Genomic DNA, 18,767 nt, shown 5'->3' with positions numbered 1-18,767 from the left:
GCGCACTGAGGAGAGTTCGTGCAGTTTCACCACCATGGATACGTGTCCGGCGATCCCCGGGTGCAGCCAGCGGCCGGTACCGGGATCGACCGGCCCGCGGAGCTTCCCGACGAGGTCGACGTGCTCATCGTGGGCAGCGGCCCCGCGGGGATGATCGCGGCCGCCCAGCTGGCCCAGTTCCCGAGTGTCGTCACGCGGATCGTCGACCAGCGCCCGGGGCGGCTCGAAATCGGCCAGGCGGACGGTATCCAGGCGCGCAGCGTGGAGACCTTCCAGGCCTTCGGGTTCGCCGGCCGGATCGTCGAGGAAGCCTACCGGATCACCGAGATGGCCTTCTGGAAACCGGATCCGGAGCATCCGGAGAACATCGTGCGCGCGGCGCTGGCACCCGATGACCCGGAAGGGGTGAGCGAGTTCCCGCACCTGATCGTCAACCAGGCGCGGGTGCTGGACTACTTCGCCGAGTCGGCGCGCAACGCCCCCGCGCGCGTGGAACCGGATTACGGCTACGAGTTCGTCACCCTCGATATCGCCGGGCAAGGGGAGTACCCGGTCACCGTGACCCTGCGCCGGGAGGGGGAACCGGAACGGACCGTGCGCGCCAAGTACGTGATCGGCTGCGACGGGGCGCGGAGCAGGGTGCGCGAATCGATCGGGCGCGAGCTCACCGGGGATCGGGCCAACCACGCCTGGGGCGTGATGGATGTGCTCGCCGAGACCGATTTCCCCGACATCCGCACCAAATGCGCGATCCAGTCGCACGACGGCGGCAGCATCCTGCACATTCCGCGCGAGGGCAACCATCTGTTCCGGATGTACGTGGATCTCGGCGAGGTGCGCGAGGACGACGGCGGGGCGGTGCGGAACACCACGCAGGAGGAGGTGGAGGCGCGCGCCAACGTGATCCTGCATCCGTACACGCTGCGGGTGAAGCACGTCGCCTGGCGCAGCGTGTACGAGGTCGGGCACCGGCTCACCGACAAGTTCGACGATGTGCCCGCCGGACTCGTGGGCGCCCGCACGCCCCGGGTGTTCATCACCGGGGACGCCTGCCACACGCACAGCGCCAAGGCGGGGCAGGGCATGAACGTGTCCATGCAGGACGGCTGGAACATCGCCTGGAAACTCGGGCACGTACTGGACGGGCGGGCTCCCGGGACGCTGCTGGACACGTACTCCGCGGAACGCCAGGTGATCGCGCAGGACCTGATCGAGTTCGACCGGCGGTGGTCGAGCCTGATGGCCGCGAGGCCGGACGAGCTGGAGGATCCGGCCGAACTGGAGGAGTTCTACGTCAAGACCGCGGAGTTCCCCGCCGGGCTGATGACGCGGTACCAGCCCTCGATGATCGTCGGCGCGGACACCCACCAGGATCTGGCGCGTGGGTTCCCGGTCGGCAAGCGGTTCAAATCCCATCCGGTGACCCGGGTCTGTGACGGGAACCCGGTGCACCTCGGCCACCATCACCGCGCCGACGGGCGCTGGCGGATCTACGTGTTCGCCGACCGTCCCGCGGCCGGTGAACCCTCGGAGGCGACCGAGTTCGCCGGGTGGATCACCGGATCCCCGGACTCGCCGGTGCGCGCGTACTCGCCGCCGGACGGGGACCCGGACGCCTGGTTCGACGTGAAGGTGATCTATCAGCAAGCCCACACCGGCGTGGATCTCGGCCGGGTGCCACGGGCGCACCTGCCGAAGGTCGGCCCGTATCAGGTGGTCGACTACGAACTGGTCTACGCCGCCGGTCCGGACGAGGACATCTTCACCGCGCGGGAGATCGACCGGGACGGCGCGATCGTGCTCGTCCGCCCGGATCAGTATGTCGCCGGGGTGTTTCCGCTGCGGGCGACCGGGGAACTGGCGGCGTTCTTCGCCGGGCTCTGCGGGGTTGCCGAGAGCCGGTGACGGGCCGGTGATGAGGTCGGTGTGAAGCGTTCCGCGGACCCGGTAACGCGGACGCGGGCCGCGGCGACACACAAGATGAGCCGTTATCGAACGGTGACCTCCCTGGCCAGCCCGAACCCCGAAAGTCGATCCACCGTGCAGGAAATCATCGTCATCGCCGTCCTCATCCCCGTCTTCCTGGTGCTGGTGCTCGCCGGTCGTGGTCAGCACGATCACTGACACCAGCCTCCCGGTGCGGGGTGTTCACCGGCTCCGCATCCCGGGTGAGGTTCACTGGTGGGGTGGGCATCGATGGATTCGGGAAACCGCTGTGGTTCGTGCTGCTCGTGCCGATCGCCGCGCTGGTGCTCGGCTATGTCCGGCTGGCGCGCAGACACCGGTTGCCGGCTACCGGCCATGCCGGGGCCGTACTGGGGTTGCTCGGCTGTCTCGCGCTGACCATCGGGTTCGCCGAACCACTCGCACCGAACCCGGTGCCACGGAACCAGGGAGAGCTCACCCTGGCCCTGGACGGGGCACGCCCGGGCCACGGACTCGCCGCGGCGAACGGACTCGTCTGGACCACCACCCCGGGAATCGCGCTCGGCCTGGTGACCGGTTCATCCGCCATGACGGTCCCGCCGACACCGGAACGGGCACCGGTCCTGGCCGCGCTCGAGCGGGCAGGCAAGGAGCACGGCGCCGGGCAACCGGACATGGTCGCCGAGGCGCTGCGGGCGACCCGCTCGACGGTGCCCGCGACCCCGGTACCGGAGCGGATCGTGCTGCTCGGTGACGGTACCGGAATCGGGCCGGAGGAGTTCGCTTCGGCGGCGGAGTGCGCGCGGGCACACATCCCGGTGGACACCTTCCTCGTCGGTGCCGCGGACCAGGGCAGTCATCCGGACGCACTGCGCAGGCTCGCAGCGGTGTCCGGTGGGACCTCGGTCAAGGCGGACAGCGTTCCCGAACTCCAGGAGGCCTACTCCGCGCTGCGCGACCGGATCGGCTACGACGTGGTGCGCTCCAGTGTGAGCAGGCCGTTCCTCGGGATGGCGGTGGCGGCGCTGATCGCGGCCGCCCTGTTCGGTCTGTTCGCCGGCGAACGGGCGCGCGCTCATTCGGTGTCCAGGGGTACCGCGGCCTCCTGATCCGCGGCCGCCAGCATGATCATCATGGCCAGCCTGCGCTGTGGATCGTCCAGGCCGAGCGCGGTGACCTCGCCCATCCTGCGCAGCCGGTGCCGCACCGTGTTGGGGTGCACGTTCAGCCGATGCGCGGTGGTGGGCAGTTCGCCCTGGGCGAGCAGCCAGGCGCGCAGGGTCGGCAGATACTCGGTGCCGTGCGCGGCGTCGTGGCCGGCCAGATCGGCGATCGGGCCGCGGCTCGGAGTGCGCCCGGAGGCCGCGGCGGTGCGCAGCCGCTGCAGCACGATCCGGTCCCAGGACTCGTCGTAGCAGACCGGCGGAGTCCGCGGCGTGCTGCTGTGCAGTGCCAGGCTCTCATCGGCCTCCCGCCTGCTCGCGGCCAGCTCGGCGGGCAGCGCCGGGGCGCCGATCCCGGCCGTGGCATCGACGTGCGCGGGCAGGCTCGCGAACAGCTCGGCCAGCCAGTCCTGGGCGGGCGCGGGGTCGTCTCCGCAGGGCAGGACGGTGTAGACGCCTGCGCCGAACAGGGCACTGCGCCCCGGGCGGGACCAGCCGAATCCGGTGGTGGCGTGCTCGAAGGCGAGCATGATCGCGGCGTGCCGTTCTCCGCCCGCGTGCGCCTGCACGGCGATGACCCGCGCGGTCCCCGGCGGCAGGCCGAGCTTGCCGATCACCGCGCCCGGATCCGGCCCGGCCTCCAGCAGCTGGATCACCAGCTCGGACTCCACCTGCCGTTCCAGGTCGGCGCTCACCCGGGAACGCAGCAGGTGCAGCGCCACCGTGTGCGCGCTGTCGCACAGCAACCGCGAGGGTGTGCCCGTCAACGGCGCATCACAGGTCACCCAGAGCGAGCCGAGCAGTTCCCGGCCGGCCCGCACCGCGATCACCATCCGCCCGCGCAGCCCGTGTTCCGGGGCGGCCGGGACGAACAGCGGTGCATCGGAGTGCGTGAGGTGCGTGAACACACCGCGCTGCTCGAACAGTTCGCGGACCGCCTCGGGCACCCGCCTGCCCAGGATCGTCTCGTGCCGCACCGGATCGGCGTCGTGCTGCCTGCTGGAGTAGGAGATCACCCGGCAGAGCCGGTCCTCGATGGTCACCGGGGCGCCCATCGCGGCCGCGACCGTGTCGGCGAGGGCGAACAGGTCGCTCGGGCCGCGGCCGGACTCGGTCTCGCGGCCCTCGAAGACCATCCCGTACACCACCTCGGCGAGCTGGCTCCAGGACACCGCGGGATCGGCGGTCAGCACCGCGATCCGGTGCCCGGCCGCCGCGGCGCCCAGTTCCGCGGCCGTTTCCGGATCGGTGCGCACCACGAGCACCGCGGCCCGGGCCGCCTCGGCCAGCCGCACGGCCTCGGCCGGTTCGGGAACCCCGACCGCGAGGAACACGTCCCCGGTCGCGGGCATCTCCTCGGTGCCGTCGTGCATCGCCACGCTGCGCAGATCGGTCTCGCCCGCGGGCCGGGGCCCGACCAGCCGGGCGCCGTACCCGCCGAGCACGGTGATCAGGCGGTGCAGTTTCACCATCGGTTCCCGATCCTCCGTACCGGTAGAAATCCGACAATTCCGTTGTCATCGATTGTACGAATACGACAACGCCTCCGACGCCCCGGTCGGCCACGCTCGGTGTTAACCGAACGGCGTACAGACATGGAGGTGGCGAATGGCGGGGACGACCGGTGAGCCGAGGTCCGCGGTGGTGGTGGGGGCGGGAATCGTCGGCCTGTCCACCGCCTGGTTCCTGCAGGAGCGCGGTGTCGAGGTCACCGTGGTGGACCGGGACGGGGTGGCCGCCGGGGCTTCCTGGGGCAACGCCGGCTATCTGTCGCCGGGCCTCGCAGTCCCGCTGAACGAGCCCGGTGTGCTGCGCTACGGACTGCGCTCACTGCTCGATCCGGGTGCCCCGTTGCACGTGCCGATGACCCCGGATCCCGGACTGTGGCGGTTCCTGCTGCGCTTCGCCGCGCACTGCGGCTGGGGAAGCTGGACCAGGGCGATGCGGGCGAACCTGCCGCTGAACGAGGAGTGCCTGGAAGCCTTCGAGGTGCTGACCGCCAATGGGGTGGCGGCGCGGACCGAGCGGGCACCGATCACCGCGGTGTTCGAGAACGGCCGGGAGGCGGTCGGGCTGCTGCGCGAGTTCGAACGGCTCACCACGGCCGGGCAGGAGCTCGACTATGCCGCACTGACCGGGCCACAGGTGCGCGCGCAGCTGCCGCAGCTGTCCGAGCGCATCGGCGCGGGGATCCGGCTGGACGGGCAGTGCTACGTGGACCCGGGCGGGTTCGTCGCCTCGCTTGCCGATGCGGTGCGCGAACGGGGAGCGCGGATCCTGGCTCCGTTCGAGGTCGTCGAGGCGGGCCGGATCGGGGTGCGTACGCGGACTGGCGAGTTCCTCGGCGCGGACGCGGTGGTGCTGGCGACCGGGGCCTGGTTCGGCGGTCTCGCCAAGGACTGGGGTGTCCGGGTGCCGGTGCGTGCCGGGCGCGGCTACTCGTTCACCGTGCCGACCGAGGAACCGGTACCCGGTCCGATCTACCTGCCCGGGGTGCGGGTGGCGTGCACGCCGTACCAGGGCGCGCTGCGGGTGGCCGGGACCATGGAATTCCGCGGCCCGGACGATCCGCTCTACCAGGCCAGGATCGAGGCGATCATCGCCTCCGCGCGTCCGCTGCTCACCGGTGTGGACTGGGAGCGGCGGCACGACGAGTGGGTCGGACCGCGACCGGTGAGCCCGGACGGCCGCCCGCTGATCGGTTCGGTCGCGCCCGGTTGCTATGTGGCGGGCGGGCACGGCATGTGGGGTTTCACCCATGGACCGGTCACCGGGCGGCTGCTCGCCGAACAGATCACCACCGGCAAACAACCCGAGGTGCTGCGCGCCTTCGATCCGTTGCGGTGACGGGCAGAAACGCTGACAGGAGAGGAACAAGGTCATGTCCGTATCGCATCCCGAGAACGGGGCCGCGCTCGGTCCGGCGGAGCTCGCCGAACTGCACTGGCTGCGCTCGGAGAACGAACTGTTGCGCACCGAACGGGACGCGCTGGTCCGGCTCGCGACCGGATTCGCCAAGGATGTCGGGCTGCTGCGCGGAAGGGGAGAGGACCGATGACGACCTGGCTGAGTGAGCAGGACTATGCGCAGTTGCGCGCCGAACTGGCGGAGCTCACCGATGCCGGTGCCGCGGAGCAGGCCGGCGGCCCCGACCATCGCGGCGCGCGCATCCGCGCCTTGCGGGCACTGCTGGACGACGCGGTGGTGGGCACCCGGCCACCGGACGACGGGATCGCCGAACCCGGCATGGTGCTCACCGTCCGGTTCGACGACGATCCGGAACCGGAGACCTTCCTGCTCGGCGCCAGCGCCGGGGAGGACAGCGCGCTCGCCGCGTACTCGCCCGGATCACCGCTCGGCGCCGCGGTGCTCGGGGCCCGGCAGGGGGAGCGGCGTGCCTATCAGGTGCCCAGTGGGGCCACGGTCGGAGTGACCCTGCTTCGCGCGGTGCCCTACGGAGTGGATCACCGGCACTGAATGCCGCGCCGACCCGGGGCTCTCCGGAGAGGGGAACCCCGGGTGAACGCATGACCGTGCTCGCCGACGCTCGGCGGGACCGCACCGTTGGTCGCCTCGCTGCCGGTCGAGGTCACCGGGGACAGCCGTTCGCCCGCCTACTACCTGATCGCGGGTGCGCTGCTGGTACTGGTCGCCCTGCGCAGTTCCCCGGAGACGGCACGGGACCGGAACCGGCAGTGGACGGGGAGTCGGGTGTGCCGGTGTATTCGCGACTGGTTGCGGTCGTGATGGTGTGCGGCGGTATCGGGCTCGAGTTCATGTTTCCGGCCGGGGACACATTCCGGCTGGTGGGGGAGCTGGCACCGGCCCTGCCGATCGCCTTGCCCCGAGAGCGACACCACCCGAGCCACAACCGTTACCCCTCAACCATAATCCGGTGATCCAGCCGCGCTTGCCCGGTCCGATGGGGGCGTGGACTCCCCCGATGCGTCTTCGAAGGTGTGCGCGGTCGATTTCGCAGGCAGGACAAACGTCGGCCCAGCACGAGAATGCCGGAATCCACTCGGTTGTTCATGGTTTGCCGGAACCCGGTTGTCCGCAGGCCAGGTCTTTCCGTGGCCGTGCACCGGTGGTGAGGAAGTTCGTCACGGCGTCGTCGGCGCAGGTGTTGTGGTAGCGGAGATACGCGGTGTGCCCGCCCTGGTCCGCGGTGACCATCCTGGCCCGGTGGCCGAGGGCCGCGCGCATTTTCCGGGCACCGGGGAGCGGTGTCGCCGGATCGCGCAGATTCTGCATGATGAGCACGTTCGCCGGGCCGTGGCCGGTGATGTCGGCCCGTGGCTCCTCGCGTTCGGCGGGCCAGAATGCGCACGGGGTGATGTTCGCCCCGGCGGCACCGAACATCGGGTGCGCCCACCGTTGCGCCTCGACGTTTTTCCGGTAACTCCGCACTTTCTCCGGCCAGTCGGAGTCGTTGCAGGTCACGTGCAGCTGCGCGGCGAGGTAGTTGTCCCCGGGTATACCGGGCGCGGGCGGTGGAGCCGGATCGGCCGGTGGCAACGGTTTCCCGGTGTCGAGTGCCTGCCAGTCCGCCGCGAGGGAGGGCAGCTTCTCGTCGAAGTACAGGTTTCCGAACGTGAGCTGGCGGAAGGTCTTCCCGTTGATGCCCTGCGGGCTCGGCTTCGCGTCCAGTCGCGCGGCGAGTTCGAAGTACTTGGCCTTCACCTGCTCCGGTGTGTTGCCGAGGCCGTATCCGGGATGCGTCGCGGCGAATCTCGCGAAGTCGGGGAAGCGGTCCGCGAAGCCCTTTCCGAACCTCTTGGAAAGTTCCGCGTCCCAGCCGCCGGGGCCGGTGGAGCTGTCGAGCACGACCCGGTCGGTGCGCTCCGGGAACATCGAGGCGTAGACGGCGCCGAGATAGCTGCCGTAGGACCAGCCGAAGTACGAGGCTCTCGGTTCGCCGAGTGCCGCCCGCACCCGGTCCAGATCGCGGGCGGTGTTCGTGGTGTCGATGTGCGGAAGCAGCGCGGCGGTCCGGGATGTGCCGCACTGGCGCGCTAGCTTCGCGGCGGTTTTCGCGCGCGTGGTGACGTCGGCGGAATCGAGCGGGTACTCGGGAATGTTGCTCCAGTACTCTGCGGGAGTCGCACAGGTGACCGGGGTGCTGTGCGCGACCCCGCGCGGGTCCATCCCGATCGCGTCGTACTCCGCCAGCACGCTGCGCGGCAGGCCGAGATCGCGGAGCACGGCGGGAAAGGTGAGCCCTTCGCCGCCCGGGCCGCCGGAGTTGGTCAGCAGCACCCCGCGCCGGTTCTCCGGATCGGCGGCGCGCAGCCGGGAGATCGCGAGCTCGATCGTCCGGCCACCGGGATTCCGGTAGTCCAGGGGTACCCGGAGCGTGCCGCAATCGAGGCCCGGTTTCGCGGTGCCCGACGGACATTCGCCCCATTGCACGGTTTCCGGAGCACGAGCCGAAGCCACGGCAGGCGAAAGGGGCACCGCCAGTGCCGCGGCGAGGATCAGCAGGACCGGTTTGCGCATCAGCTCTGCTCCCCGGCGGTGAGCAGGACGCCGAGCCGGGCCATGACGTCCACTTGCGCGGGGTTGTAGATCTCCGCGAGGGCACTTCCGGTGATCTGTCTGGCGAACTGTTCGCCGCGCGGGGCATCGGCGGGCAGCGTACGCAGTCCAGGGTGCTCCCGATAGAGCGAGTGCACGAAGGAAACCATGCGCTCGGCCAGTTCCGCGCGGGTCCGCTCGTCGGCGTCGGCGGGCAGGTTCTCGAACTCGGTGGCGGCGGGATCGGCGACGGGATTGCGCATCAGGCCGGTGTAGGCCTCGATGCCTTTCGGGCCGAGCACCCGGCTCAGCACGGTGAAAAAGGAGCGCTCCGTCTCGGATATCGGCTGGTTCGCCGCCGCGGTGGCGAATTCCGGCGGCAGATCGGCGGGGACCGACTGCGCCAGGATGAGGCCGAGCTCAACCCTGGCGCGCTGTAGCCGTTCGATGGTGGCCGCGAGTTCGGCGTCGAGGGTGCGCAGCGCCTCCTCCGGATGATGCTCGGTCTCGCCCATCTCGGCGATCTGGGGCAGCGAGAAGCCCAGATCCACGAGGCGCTTGATCCGCAGCAGCCGGACCAGATGCGGCACGCCGTACTGCTTGTAGCCATTGGCGCGACGTTCGGGTTCGGCGAGCAGGCCCACCTCGTGGTAGTGCCGGACCGCCCGCAGGCTGGTGCCCGCGAGCTCGGCGATCTCCCGCGTGCTCCATGCCATGAGGTCACACTCCGTTCGGCCGTTCCGACCCCGCCATTCGAAACCATGCCGTCGCGGCATGGTCAAGGGCGAGGCCCGCGTCCGGCCGAAATGTCCTATGTCACGCTATTGCTCAGGTGAGATCGAGCGCGGCGCGGACGATGCTGTCGGTGTCGATGCCGTGATGGCGGTAGACGTCCTCGAGCGAACCGGACTGGCCGTACCGGGTCACGCCGAGCGCGGTGGTCGGCACCCGGTTGACGGTGGCGAGGAACGACAGGGTGTGCGGGTGCCCGTCCAGGACGGTGACCAGTGGCCTCGCTCGGTCGGCGGGGAAAACCTGGTCCAGGATCCAGGAATCGCTGTCCTCGTGCCCCTGGCGGGCGCGCACCGCGCGGTAGAGCAGGTCGGGGCTGGTGACGCAGATGGTCTCGGCGGGGATCCCGTTCGCTTCGAGCCGGTCGGCGGCGGCGAGCGCTTCCGGGGTCACCGCACCCATCGCGGCGATGCTGACCTGTGCGTTCTCGCGGCGCCGCAGTACGTAGGCCCCGGCGACGACCTGGCGCCTGCGGCGTGCGCGCGCCGCGGGGTCGGCGGGCAGCTCCGCGAGCGCCTGATCCACCGGGCGGGTGGACAACCGCAGATAGGCCGAGCTGCCCCCGGGTTTCCCGAGCTGCGCGAGAGTGGCGAGCAGGGTCCATTCGGTGTCGATGGCGAATGCCGGCTCATAGGTCACGCAGCCGGGCTGCTCCAGGCCGATCGAGGGGGTGGTGATCGACTGGTGGGCACCGCCTTCGGGGGCCAGCGAAACCCCGGACGGGGTGCCGATCAGGATGGACTGCCCGCCCGCGTAGATGCCGTAGGACCACGGTTCCAGGGCGCGTTCCACGAACGGGTCGTAGAGGATGCCGATCGGCAGCAACGGCTCGCCCCAGCGGCTCCAGGTGGCGCCGAGTTCGCCGAGCAGGCTCACCAGATTGGTTTCGGCGATCCCGAGCTCGATGTGCTGCCCGGCCGGTTTCTCCCGCCAGTGCAGGATCGTCTCGGCGTCGTCGGCGAACCAGTCGTGCTGCTCGTTCGGGGACCAGACACCGACCTTGTTCACCCAGCCGCCGAGATTGGTGGTGGAGCTGACGTCCGGGCTGACGGTGACCACTCGCCCGGCGGTTTCCGGTGCCTCCCGGGTCAGGTCGAGCAGTACCCGACCCAGCGCAGCCTGGGTGGTCGTGGTGCCGGACGGGGTACGCCCGATGTCCGCCGGTACCGGGGGAGCGGTCTGGGTCTCGGTTCGCGGGCGCTGCAGCCGTTCCGCGGTGCGCGCGCACAGAATCCGGGCCGCGCTGCCCTCCGGGAAACGCTGCCACGGCCGGTCCGGCTCCGTGCCGAGACGCGCGGCCAGCTCGCCCAGTTGTTCCTCGGTGAGCAGTGCCGAGTGGTTCTGCGGATGCCCCTTGGTGGCCAGCCCGTATCCCTTGACGGTGTAGGCGAAGATCACCGTGGGGCGGTGGTCCTCGATCGCGTCGAAGGCTTCGTCGAGGGCGCCGAGATCGTGCCCGCCGAGGTTGGCCATGGCCTCGATCAGGGTGTCGTCGGGGAGTTCGGCGAGCAGTTCGGTGATCCGGGCGGCGTCCTGGCCGGTTCCGGGCAGGCGCCGGCGCAGTTCCCGGGCAGGACAGCGCAGCAGCCGCTGGTATTCCGGATTGGTCATGGCATCGATGCGCCGGCGCAGCGCCGTTCCACCGGGGCGGGCGAACAGTTCCTCGAGCAGCTGCCCGTATTTGCAGGTGATCACCTGCCAGCCCGCCGCGGCGAACATGCCTGCCAGCTTGTCGGCGGCGATACCGGGGACGACGCGGTCGAGCGACTGTCGGTTCAGGTCGACGATCCAGACGGTCTCGCCCAGTTCGGTGGCCGTCGGGTCCAGCACGGCCTCCCACACCGCGCCCTCGTCCAGTTCGGCGTCCCCGAGCAGCGAGTACTGCCGTCCGGTACCGGCGTTTCCGCCGCGGGAGTTCACATAACGCCGGGACACCGCGCCCCACATGGGCGCGGTGGCACCGATGCCGACCGAACCCGTCGAGTAGTCCACCGGATCCGGGTCCTTGCTGCGGCTGGGATAGCTCTGCAAGCCGCCGAACTCGCGCAGCCGGGGCAGATAGGACTCGTCCAGCTCGCCCAGCAGATAGTTGATCGCGTGCAGCACCGGTGCGGCGTGCGGTTTTACCGAAACCCGGTCCTGCGGGCGCAGCCGGTGGAACCACAGGGCGGTCATGATGGACGCCATCGAGGCCGAGGAAGCCTGATGACCGCCGACCTTGAGCCCGCTCGGATTCGGCCGCACCCGGTTGGCGTGATGGATGATCGCCGAGGAGAGCCACAGCACCCGCTGCTCGATTTGGCGCAGTGTCTGGAAGTCGATGTCGCGGGACTGCGGGCTGAGTGCCGGGCTTCTCATGGCAGGTACTCCGATCCGTGCTGTAATACAGAACATTGTTCTATAATCTGGCACAGACGATAACTGCTCCGGCTCGCCGATGCCACCGGGTGTCGTGCCGGAATGCGGGACGGTTTGCCGGAGTCTTGGTAAGCTCCGGCACTCGACAGCGAGTGAAGGTGCCAGGTGACCGTGACAGAGAAGACGAACAGCAGCGCGATGAACAGCGTGCTGAGCACCCTCCACGTGCTCGAGGAGGTCGCGGCGCGCCAGCCGATCGGGGTTTCCGAGCTGGCGCGGGTGATGGAGATCCCGAAGAGCTCGGTACAACGCTGCCTCGTCACGCTCCAGCAGGCGGGCTGGCTGCGCATCGTGGACGCCGAGCGCACGCGGTGGGGGGTGACGATGAAGGCCCTCGCGATCGGCTTGCGCGGGGCGGGGGAGGAAGATCTCCGGGAACTGGCCAAGCCGGTGATCAAGCGGCTGGCCGCGGACACCGGTGAGACGGTGCACTTCGCGCTGCGCGACGGGGACGACATCGTGGTGATTCTGCGTGAGGACAGCACGCACGCGGTCCGCGTCTTCGTGGAGGTCGGGGCACGGCTGCCGCTGCGCGCGACCTCGGCGGGAGTGGCGATCCTGGCCGCGCTCGGCGAGGACGAAGCGAGCGAGGTGCTCGGCCGCGAGGTCAAGGAGTTCCCGGAGCCGCTGCCGAGCGTCACGGAACTGTGGGCCGCGATCGACCGGTCCGCCGAGCGCGGTTATGCGATCAACATGTCCGCCTGGTACCGCCCGCACGTCGCCTCGATCGGGGTGGCGGTGACCAACGCCGCGGGGCGGCCCATCGCCGGGATCACCCTGTCCATCCCGGAACTGCGCTACGAACCCGAGCGCGAGGAGGAGCTGGCGCAGCTCGTGCTCGCGGCGGCGGCCGAGATCGGCGAACAGGTCTCGGCCGCCTGAGGCACGTCTGAGAGCACATCGCTCAGAACGCGCGGTGGTACTGCTTCGGCCAGGACTCGCGCGGTTCGGCGTTCCTGGCGCGCAGCGCCCAGTACGGGTCACGCAGGATCGCCCTGCCGACCAGCACCGCGTCGACGAGGCCGGGGATCGCCTCGCCGAGCTGGTGTGCCTCGGTGAGCAGTCCGGAGGCCGCCGTCCGGATTCCCGCGGCGCGGAACCGCGGGCCGTACGCCGCATTGTGCAGTGGTTCGGTCAGGCGCCGGGCCTCCGGGGACAGTGCGCCGGAGGACAGGTCGATCATGTCCACCCCGGCCGCGGTCATCCGGCTCGCCACCTGCAGCATCTCCTCGACCGTGAGGCCGCCGTCCATCAGGTCCTCGGCGGGTAAACGCAGCAGCAGCGGTTTGTCCTCGGGCCATCCGGAACGCAGCGCCCGCGCCATCTCCAGCGGGAACCGCATCCGGCCTTCCAGATCCCCGCCCCATTCGTCGGTGCGGTGATTCGCCAGCGGGGAAAGGCACTCGTGCAGCAGATATCCGTTGGCCCCGTGGAATTCCAGGGCCTCGTAACCGGCGCGATGGGCATAGCGGGCCGCTTGTTCGAGGTCCCCCAGCACCCGTGCACCGTCCGCGGCGGTCATCTCGGCGGGCACGGCGAGATCGGCGAACGGGACCGGTGAGGGCCCGATCGGCTGCCATCCGCCGTTCTCCGGGGCCAGTGGGCTCCGGGTTCCGGTGTTGTCCCAGGGCACACCGTGGGAGCTCTTGCGCCCGGCCGCGCCGAGTTGGATCGCCGGGATGGAGCCGATGGTCCGGATCGCGCTCGCGAGCCGCTGGTGCCCCTCCAGCTGTGTCTCGGTGTACAACCCGAGATCCCCGGTCGTGGTGCGCATATCGGGTGCGACACCGGTGCATTCCACGAACACCATGCCGACACCGCCCGCGGCCCGCGCGCCGTAATGGGCGAGGTGCCAGTCCGTCGGTGCGCCGGACTCGTCCGCGGAGTACTGGCACATCGGGGAAAGCCACACCCGGTTGGGCACGGACAGTTCGCGGAGCCGGATCTCGGTCCAGGGCGCGGTGGCCGTGGTCATCAGTGCTGCTTCTGTCATGAATACCTCCGATTCGGACCGTCTCGATCACTCGAGAGCTCGGCGAGCAGCAACTCGGCGGTCTGCTCGGGTGCCTCGAGGTGGAAGTGGTGGCCGCCGAGCTCGTGCACGACGAACCCGATCCGGTCGCGATACTGGTCCACCGCGGCCGGATTCAGCAGTCGGCGCACGGCGAGCGTGCTGACCGGGGTGGTCACGGCGGCGAGTGCCTCGTCCATGTCCCAGCGCAGAATCCCTTCGAGAGCCCGGATTCCCACCGATTCGGGAATGCCCGCCATTTTCGCGAAGATCGTCTCGGTGAAGCCGGGGTCGGTGCCCGGGACCGAGCCCATGTCGACCAGTCCGCGTACGCCCGCGGGGAAATCGGCCGCGAACTCGTCGAGCAGCCGCCGGGCCGCGCTCTCCGCGACCGGTGGGTAGAGCGAAAGGTAGTGGAACGTGTCGATACCGATCACCCGGTCGGCCACCGCGGGCCGCAGCCGGGCGAACTCGACCGCCACCGCACCGCCCATGGAGTGCCCGACCACGGTGGCGCGCGCGACGCCTTCCGCATCGGTGACCGCGGCGACGTCCCGGGCGAACTCCGCCATGCTCCAGACCTCGCGGGTGGAACGGGAGTCGCCGTGCCCGGCGAGGGCGATGGCGATCACCCGGTGATCGTCGGGGAGGGCGGCCGTCAGTGCAGTGAAGTCGGCGCGCCGGCAGCCCCAGCCGTGGATGAGGATCCAGGTGTGCCCGGTCTCGGGACCGCGCACCGTGTAACGGATCGAGGTCGTGTCGTTCCGCTCTACGGCACGCACGGCGCCGAACTCACTCTGCGTGGACATGCCAACCCCGTTCTGTCTGCTTGCTGGGCCTGTCGATCGAACAACACGAGACGATAGTCGATTGTTCCCTTCTGCAGCACGACGTTTCGTATTATGGTACGTCGACATTCGCAGTATAGGGAGGCGAGGATGCCAACCAAGCGGTACACCGGTTACCAGTCCTTTGCGTATCTGGAAGCGGGGACGGACTACACCGCGTTCACGCCCGCGGCCGATGTGGATCGGCTGCCCGCGCACGATCTCGGACTGAGCTCCGGGGAACGGGCGCGGGCCGAGCGGCTGCTGACCGAGAACATCGCGGTGTCCCTGCACGATCACCCGGTCCGGCTGCCCCGGGACGCCCGCACCGAACTGCTCGCGTGGAACCGGGAAGCACGGCTGGCCTACGGCTACGAGGGCCTCAGCCGTTCCGGGCTCGACGCGGTGTTCGACAACCTGGGCTGGGGCGCCTGCGAGTCCCGGAACGGGTGGAAATGGGACGACGTCATCACCGATCTCGGGATGCGGTTCTGCGATTTCGCCCACCAGGACTACGTGATCCGGGCCGAATCGGTGGCCGATATCCGGCGCGCGCACGCCGAGGGGCGGCTCGCGGTCATCGCCGGGCTGGAGGGAGCGGCCCTGATCGAGAACGAGATCGACCGGCTCGACGTGCTCCACGGACTGGGCATCCGGCAGATCGGGATCGCCTACAGCGAGGCGAACGCGCTCGGCGGCGGGCTGCGCGAAACCCGCGACGGTGGGCTGACCGCGCTCGGGCGGCGTGCGGTCCGCCGGATGAACCGGCTCGGCATGGCCATCGACATCTCACATGCGGGAGACCGGACCGCGCTCGACGTGATCGCGGCCAGTGAGGTGCCCGTGCTGATCACACACGCCGGGGCCAGGGGACTCTGGGACACCCCGCGGATGAAACCCGATGAGGTCATCCGGGCCTGTGCCGAATCGGGCGGCATGATCGGCATCGAGGCGGCCCCGTACACCACGGTCAGCCCGGGCCATCGCAGGCACAGCATCGAGTCCGTGATGGACCACTTCCGCTACTGCGTCGATCTCGTGGGCATCGAGCACGTGGGATTCGGCCCGGACACCTTCTTCGGCGACCATCTGGACCTGCACCGCGTGATGGGCCGGAAATGGGGAGTCGGCGACACCATCCGCTCCGGCCCGGAGTTCGAGACCGTCGAGGCGGTCGCCGGGCTGGAGAACCCCGGGGAGAACTTCCGCAACATCACCGGATGGCTGGTCAGACACGGTTTCGGCGATGCGGAGATCGCGGCGGTCATCGGTGGCAATGCCCTGCGTGTGCTCGACGAGATCTGGTAACCCTTACCCATACGGAGTTTGTGATGCAGCAGCAGGCAAAACACCGGAAAGTCCTCGGCGCCGCGATGATCGGGCACGCCGTGGAATCCTACGATTTCGTCATCTACGGATCGTCGGCGACGATCATCGCGAAACACTTCTTCCCCGCGGGAAACCCGGCACTGGCGATCCTGTCCACGCTTGCCGTCTACGGCATCGCCTTCGTGGTGCGCCCGCTCGGTGCCGCCGTGTTCGGCAGTGTCGGCGATCGCCTTGGCAGGCGCGCGGCGCTGTCCTGGGTGGTGCTGATCATGGCGGTGTCCACCGCGGCGATCGCGGCGCTGCCCGGCTATGCGAGCGCGGGGATCGCCGCACCGATACTGCTGTTGTGCGCGCGCCTCGCGCAGGGCATCTCGATGGGCGCCGAATACACCAGCGCGGCCTCCTATGTCATGGAGCAGGCGCCACGGGCCAAGCGCGGGCGCTGGATCAGTGTCGTGGGCAGTGCCACCTTCATCGGCTCCGCGCTGGCGACCTTCGCGCTGCTGGCCCTGGAACTCGTCTCACCGGCGGCGTACGCGGACTGGACCTGGCGGCTGGCCTTTCTGTTCGGCGGGATCATAGCCCTTGTCGGGCTCTACATGCGCCTGCGCCTGGACGAGACGAGCACCTTCCGCGAACTCGAGGCCGAGGGCGAGACCTCGGCCCGGCCGGTGCGGGAAAGTTTCCGCGAGTGGCGGGTTTTTCTGCTGCTGTTCGCGATCTTCGCGCTGCTCGCCGTGCTGATCCACAATCTGCTCGGGTTTCTGCCCACCTACCTCACGACCACCGGTGGGCTCGCCGAGCGCACGGTGCTCATCGCGGGCGGTGTCGCGCTCGTGGTGTGTGCGGGCGTGTGCCTGCTCGCCGGGATGTTCGCCGACCGGTTCGGGCGCAGGCCCTTGCTGCTCGGCGGGGTGGCGATCGCGGTCGCCGGTTCGGTCCCCGCCTATCTGCTCGCCGGCGGCGGCACGCTGGTCTCCACCCTGGCCGCCGAGATCCTGCTCGTCGTCCCGGCCGCGCTGGTCACCATCGCGGCCACGACCATCGCGGTGGAACTGGTCCCGCCGCGGGTGCGCGCCACCAGCACCGCGCTCGCTTACAACGTGGCCTACGCGGTGTTCGGCGGGACCGCACCACTGCTCGGCGCACTGCTCACCCGGCGGTTCGGGCAGCTGGCCCCCGGCGCCTACATCGCGGTCGTCGCGGCGATCGCGCTCGTCATCCTCGTCCTCGCGCTCCCGGAAACCCGCGGCCGGGCGGCAAACGATTTCCGGGAGCGCGCAAGGAAATCCGTCACACGTTGACCGGGGTGAGCGCCTCGCCCATCCAGCGGGCGATGGCGACCATTCGGGCGTCCGTGCCCGGCTGGCCCATCACCTGCAGCCCGAACGGGAGACCGCCGACCGCCATCAACGGGACGTTCACCGCGGGCGCGCCCAACAGGGAGCTCGGGAAGTTGAACGCCGGATCCCCGGTCGGCCATCGCGCGGGCGGAACACCGGGAACATCGCCGAGCCATTCGGGAGCGGAACCGCTCGAGGTCGGCGTGATGACGGCGTCCACGCGCGGTCCCAGCCGGGTGTAGGCGGCCTGTGCCGCGGCCCGGTCGCGCAGTGCTTCCTCGTATCCCGCGGCGCCCAGGTTCTCCGCGGCCTCGATGAAGAAGCGCTTGGCGCGCGCACTGACGCCCTCCGGGTTGTCCGCGACCACATCGCGGAACGCCCAGTAGTGCTCCCAGGCCAGAATCCTGCTGCCGAGTTCGGTCGCGCCGAGCAGGGCTCGCTCGAACCGCTCCAGCACGGGGTCCTCGGTGCGCCGCAGCACGGTCACCCCGGCCGCCGCCAGCTGTGCGAGGATCTGCTCGAAGGCGCCCCTACTGGTGGCATCGAGTCGTTGCCAGCCCTCGGTTTCCAGTACGGCGACGGTGAGCGGCCGGTGTGCGGGTGGCGGGGTGGCGGGCCCAAAAAGCGCGGGCTTGCCCGGATCACCGCCGGCGCGCGCGGCGATCGCGATCGCGATCAGCCACATGTCCTCGGGGCAGCCGGCGAGTACCCCATGCGAGGTCATGCTCGCGGTCTGGCGCTCACCGCGATTGATGGCGCCCTGCGAGGGTTTGAGCCCCCAGTTGCCGTTGTAACTCGCCGGCCGCATGAGCGAGCCCCCGGTCTGGGTGGCGATGGTGGCGGGGACCATCCGGGCCCCGACCGCGGCACCCGAGCCGGAGGAGGAACCGCCCGGGGTGTGCCGCGGATCGAACGGGTTCGTGGTCGGACTGGGTTCCGGGCCGCCGAGTTCGGTGGTCACCGTCTTGCCGAGGATGACGGCGCCTGCCTGGCGCAGCGCCCAGACTGCCGCGTTGTCGTGTTTCGGGAAGTTCCCCGCGAACGCGGCGCAGCCCATCTGGGTCGGCATGTCCCGGGTCTGCAGCAGGTCCTTGATGCCGATGGGGAGCCCGTCGATCGGGGAGAGCGGTTCGCCGCGTCGCCAGCGCTCGGTACTGGCCGCGGCCTGTGCGCGGGCGCCGGACTCGTCGAGCACCACCCAGGCGCGCACGACGGGTTCGCGCTCGGTGATCGTCGCGCGGCACCGTTCCAGATAGTCGCTCGGGGAATCGGTGCCCGCGCGGAAATCCTGGACCGTGGTGTGGAATCGCAGGCCCTCGAAGGTGGCGGGATCGTATCCGGGGACGTGCTCGGGGATCGCGGAATTCATGGTTTCTCCTTGTCGCCTGTGATCACGGTGTGGACTACCATGTGGTACGTCGTATCGTATCGCAGAACAGCA

17 protein-coding genes are annotated in these 18,767 nt (G+C 70.0%); 10 read left to right on the top strand and 7 right to left on the bottom strand.

Annotation, left to right across the window (positions count from 1 at the left end):
• Nucleotides 1-18 precede the first annotated feature (18 nt).
• The 3 genes from A37U_RS0100525 (at nucleotide 19) to A37U_RS0100515 (ending at nucleotide 3,035) form a co-directional block, all read left to right on the top strand.
• The gene (locus A37U_RS0100525) at nucleotides 19-1,905 is read left to right on the top strand and encodes an FAD-binding monooxygenase (RefSeq protein WP_026196752.1); all 1,887 of its coding nucleotides are present in this window, start codon (nucleotides 19-21) and stop codon (nucleotides 1,903-1,905) included.
• A 21-nt stretch (nucleotides 1,906-1,926) separates the two neighbouring features.
• Nucleotides 1,927-2,124: a hypothetical protein gene (locus tag A37U_RS51205; protein ID WP_157182557.1), complete on the top strand. Its 198-nt coding sequence runs from the start codon at nucleotides 1,927-1,929 to the stop codon at nucleotides 2,122-2,124.
• 62 nt (nucleotides 2,125-2,186) lie between these two features.
• The gene (locus A37U_RS0100515; RefSeq protein WP_157182556.1) at nucleotides 2,187-3,035 is read left to right on the top strand and encodes a vWA domain-containing protein; all 849 of its coding nucleotides are present in this window, start codon (nucleotides 2,187-2,189) and stop codon (nucleotides 3,033-3,035) included.
• On the opposite strand, the gene A37U_RS0100510 is transcribed toward A37U_RS0100515, so the two are convergent.
• Nucleotides 3,002-4,561, bottom strand: a complete 1,560-nt coding sequence (locus A37U_RS0100510; RefSeq protein ID WP_020494636.1) for a PucR family transcriptional regulator — start codon at nucleotides 4,559-4,561, stop codon at nucleotides 3,002-3,004. The genes A37U_RS0100515 and A37U_RS0100510 overlap by 34 nt on opposite strands.
• A 136-nt stretch (nucleotides 4,562-4,697) precedes the next feature.
• Between A37U_RS0100510 and A37U_RS0100505 the strand changes: the two genes are divergently transcribed.
• The 4 genes from A37U_RS0100505 (at nucleotide 4,698) to A37U_RS0100490 (ending at nucleotide 6,836) form a co-directional block, all read left to right on the top strand.
• Complete coding sequence (locus A37U_RS0100505; protein WP_020494635.1) at nucleotides 4,698-5,936, top strand: NAD(P)/FAD-dependent oxidoreductase; 1,239 nt, start codon at nucleotides 4,698-4,700, stop codon at nucleotides 5,934-5,936.
• A gap of 34 nt (nucleotides 5,937-5,970) precedes the next feature.
• Entirely contained in the window at nucleotides 5,971-6,147 is a 177-nt protein-coding gene (locus A37U_RS52500) for a hypothetical protein (protein WP_020494634.1), read from the top strand.
• Nucleotides 6,144-6,566, top strand: coding sequence for a GreA/GreB family elongation factor (locus A37U_RS0100495; protein ID WP_020494633.1), 423 nt, complete (start codon nucleotides 6,144-6,146; stop codon nucleotides 6,564-6,566). Before A37U_RS52500 ends, A37U_RS0100495 begins: the two co-directional genes overlap by 4 nt.
• A gap of 87 nt (nucleotides 6,567-6,653) precedes the next feature.
• Nucleotides 6,654-6,836: a hypothetical protein gene (locus tag A37U_RS0100490; protein WP_020494632.1), complete on the top strand. Its 183-nt coding sequence runs from the start codon at nucleotides 6,654-6,656 to the stop codon at nucleotides 6,834-6,836.
• A gap of 282 nt (nucleotides 6,837-7,118) precedes the next feature.
• Here the strand turns inward: A37U_RS0100490 and A37U_RS0100480 are convergent, their stop codons facing one another.
• From A37U_RS0100480 to A37U_RS0100470, 3 genes are all read right to left on the bottom strand, one after another.
• Entirely contained in the window at nucleotides 7,119-8,588 is a 1,470-nt protein-coding gene (locus tag A37U_RS0100480) for an alpha/beta hydrolase (protein WP_020494630.1), read from the bottom strand.
• Nucleotides 8,588-9,322, bottom strand: coding sequence for a helix-turn-helix domain-containing protein (locus A37U_RS0100475; RefSeq protein ID WP_020494629.1), 735 nt, complete (start codon nucleotides 9,320-9,322; stop codon nucleotides 8,588-8,590). Before A37U_RS0100475 ends, A37U_RS0100480 begins: the two co-directional genes overlap by 1 nt.
• A gap of 112 nt (nucleotides 9,323-9,434) precedes the next feature.
• Nucleotides 9,435-11,756 carry a transketolase-like TK C-terminal-containing protein gene (locus A37U_RS0100470; RefSeq protein ID WP_020494628.1) on the bottom strand — a complete coding sequence of 774 codons (2,322 nt, stop codon included), beginning with the start codon at nucleotides 11,754-11,756 and terminating at the stop codon, nucleotides 9,435-9,437.
• A 171-nt stretch (nucleotides 11,757-11,927) separates the two neighbouring features.
• Between A37U_RS0100470 and A37U_RS0100465 the strand changes: the two genes are divergently transcribed.
• Nucleotides 11,928-12,698 (top strand): IclR family transcriptional regulator, encoded by a 771-nt coding sequence (locus A37U_RS0100465; protein ID WP_240437462.1) that lies wholly within the window; start codon nucleotides 11,928-11,930, stop codon nucleotides 12,696-12,698.
• Between the two features lie 22 nt (nucleotides 12,699-12,720).
• On the opposite strand, the gene A37U_RS0100460 is transcribed toward A37U_RS0100465, so the two are convergent.
• Together A37U_RS0100460 and A37U_RS0100455 are read right to left on the bottom strand one after the other, a co-directional pair.
• Nucleotides 12,721-13,809 carry an oxidoreductase gene (locus A37U_RS0100460; protein ID WP_205622843.1) on the bottom strand — a complete coding sequence of 363 codons (1,089 nt, stop codon included), beginning with the start codon at nucleotides 13,807-13,809 and terminating at the stop codon, nucleotides 12,721-12,723.
• Nucleotides 13,806-14,636 carry an alpha/beta fold hydrolase gene (locus A37U_RS0100455; protein ID WP_020494625.1) on the bottom strand — a complete coding sequence of 277 codons (831 nt, stop codon included), beginning with the start codon at nucleotides 14,634-14,636 and terminating at the stop codon, nucleotides 13,806-13,808. The genes A37U_RS0100460 and A37U_RS0100455 overlap by 4 nt, the downstream gene beginning before the upstream one ends.
• A gap of 129 nt (nucleotides 14,637-14,765) precedes the next feature.
• Here A37U_RS0100455 and A37U_RS0100450 point away from each other — a divergent pair, with 129 nt between their 5' ends.
• Both A37U_RS0100450 and A37U_RS41795 read left to right on the top strand, forming a co-directional pair.
• Entirely contained in the window at nucleotides 14,766-15,962 is a 1,197-nt protein-coding gene (locus A37U_RS0100450; protein WP_020494624.1) for a dipeptidase, read from the top strand.
• A 23-nt stretch (nucleotides 15,963-15,985) separates the two neighbouring features.
• Nucleotides 15,986-17,287 (top strand): MFS transporter, encoded by a 1,302-nt coding sequence (locus A37U_RS41795; RefSeq protein ID WP_020494623.1) that lies wholly within the window; start codon nucleotides 15,986-15,988, stop codon nucleotides 17,285-17,287.
• Here A37U_RS41795 and A37U_RS0100440 read toward each other — a convergent pair.
• On the bottom strand, nucleotides 17,277-18,695 hold the full coding sequence (locus tag A37U_RS0100440) for an amidase (RefSeq protein WP_020494622.1): 1,419 nt from the start codon (nucleotides 18,693-18,695) through the stop codon (nucleotides 17,277-17,279). The two genes, A37U_RS41795 and A37U_RS0100440, sit on opposite strands and share 11 nt — an antisense overlap.
• Nucleotides 18,696-18,767 lie beyond the last annotated feature (72 nt).

The organism is Sciscionella marina DSM 45152 (genome assembly GCF_000379465.1).
In the GTDB taxonomy this organism is placed as follows: Bacteria; Actinomycetota; Actinomycetes; order Mycobacteriales; family Pseudonocardiaceae; genus Sciscionella; species Sciscionella marina.
Note: the sequence above shows the minus strand (reverse complement) of the source record. Positions and strands in the feature narration are given on the sequence as shown.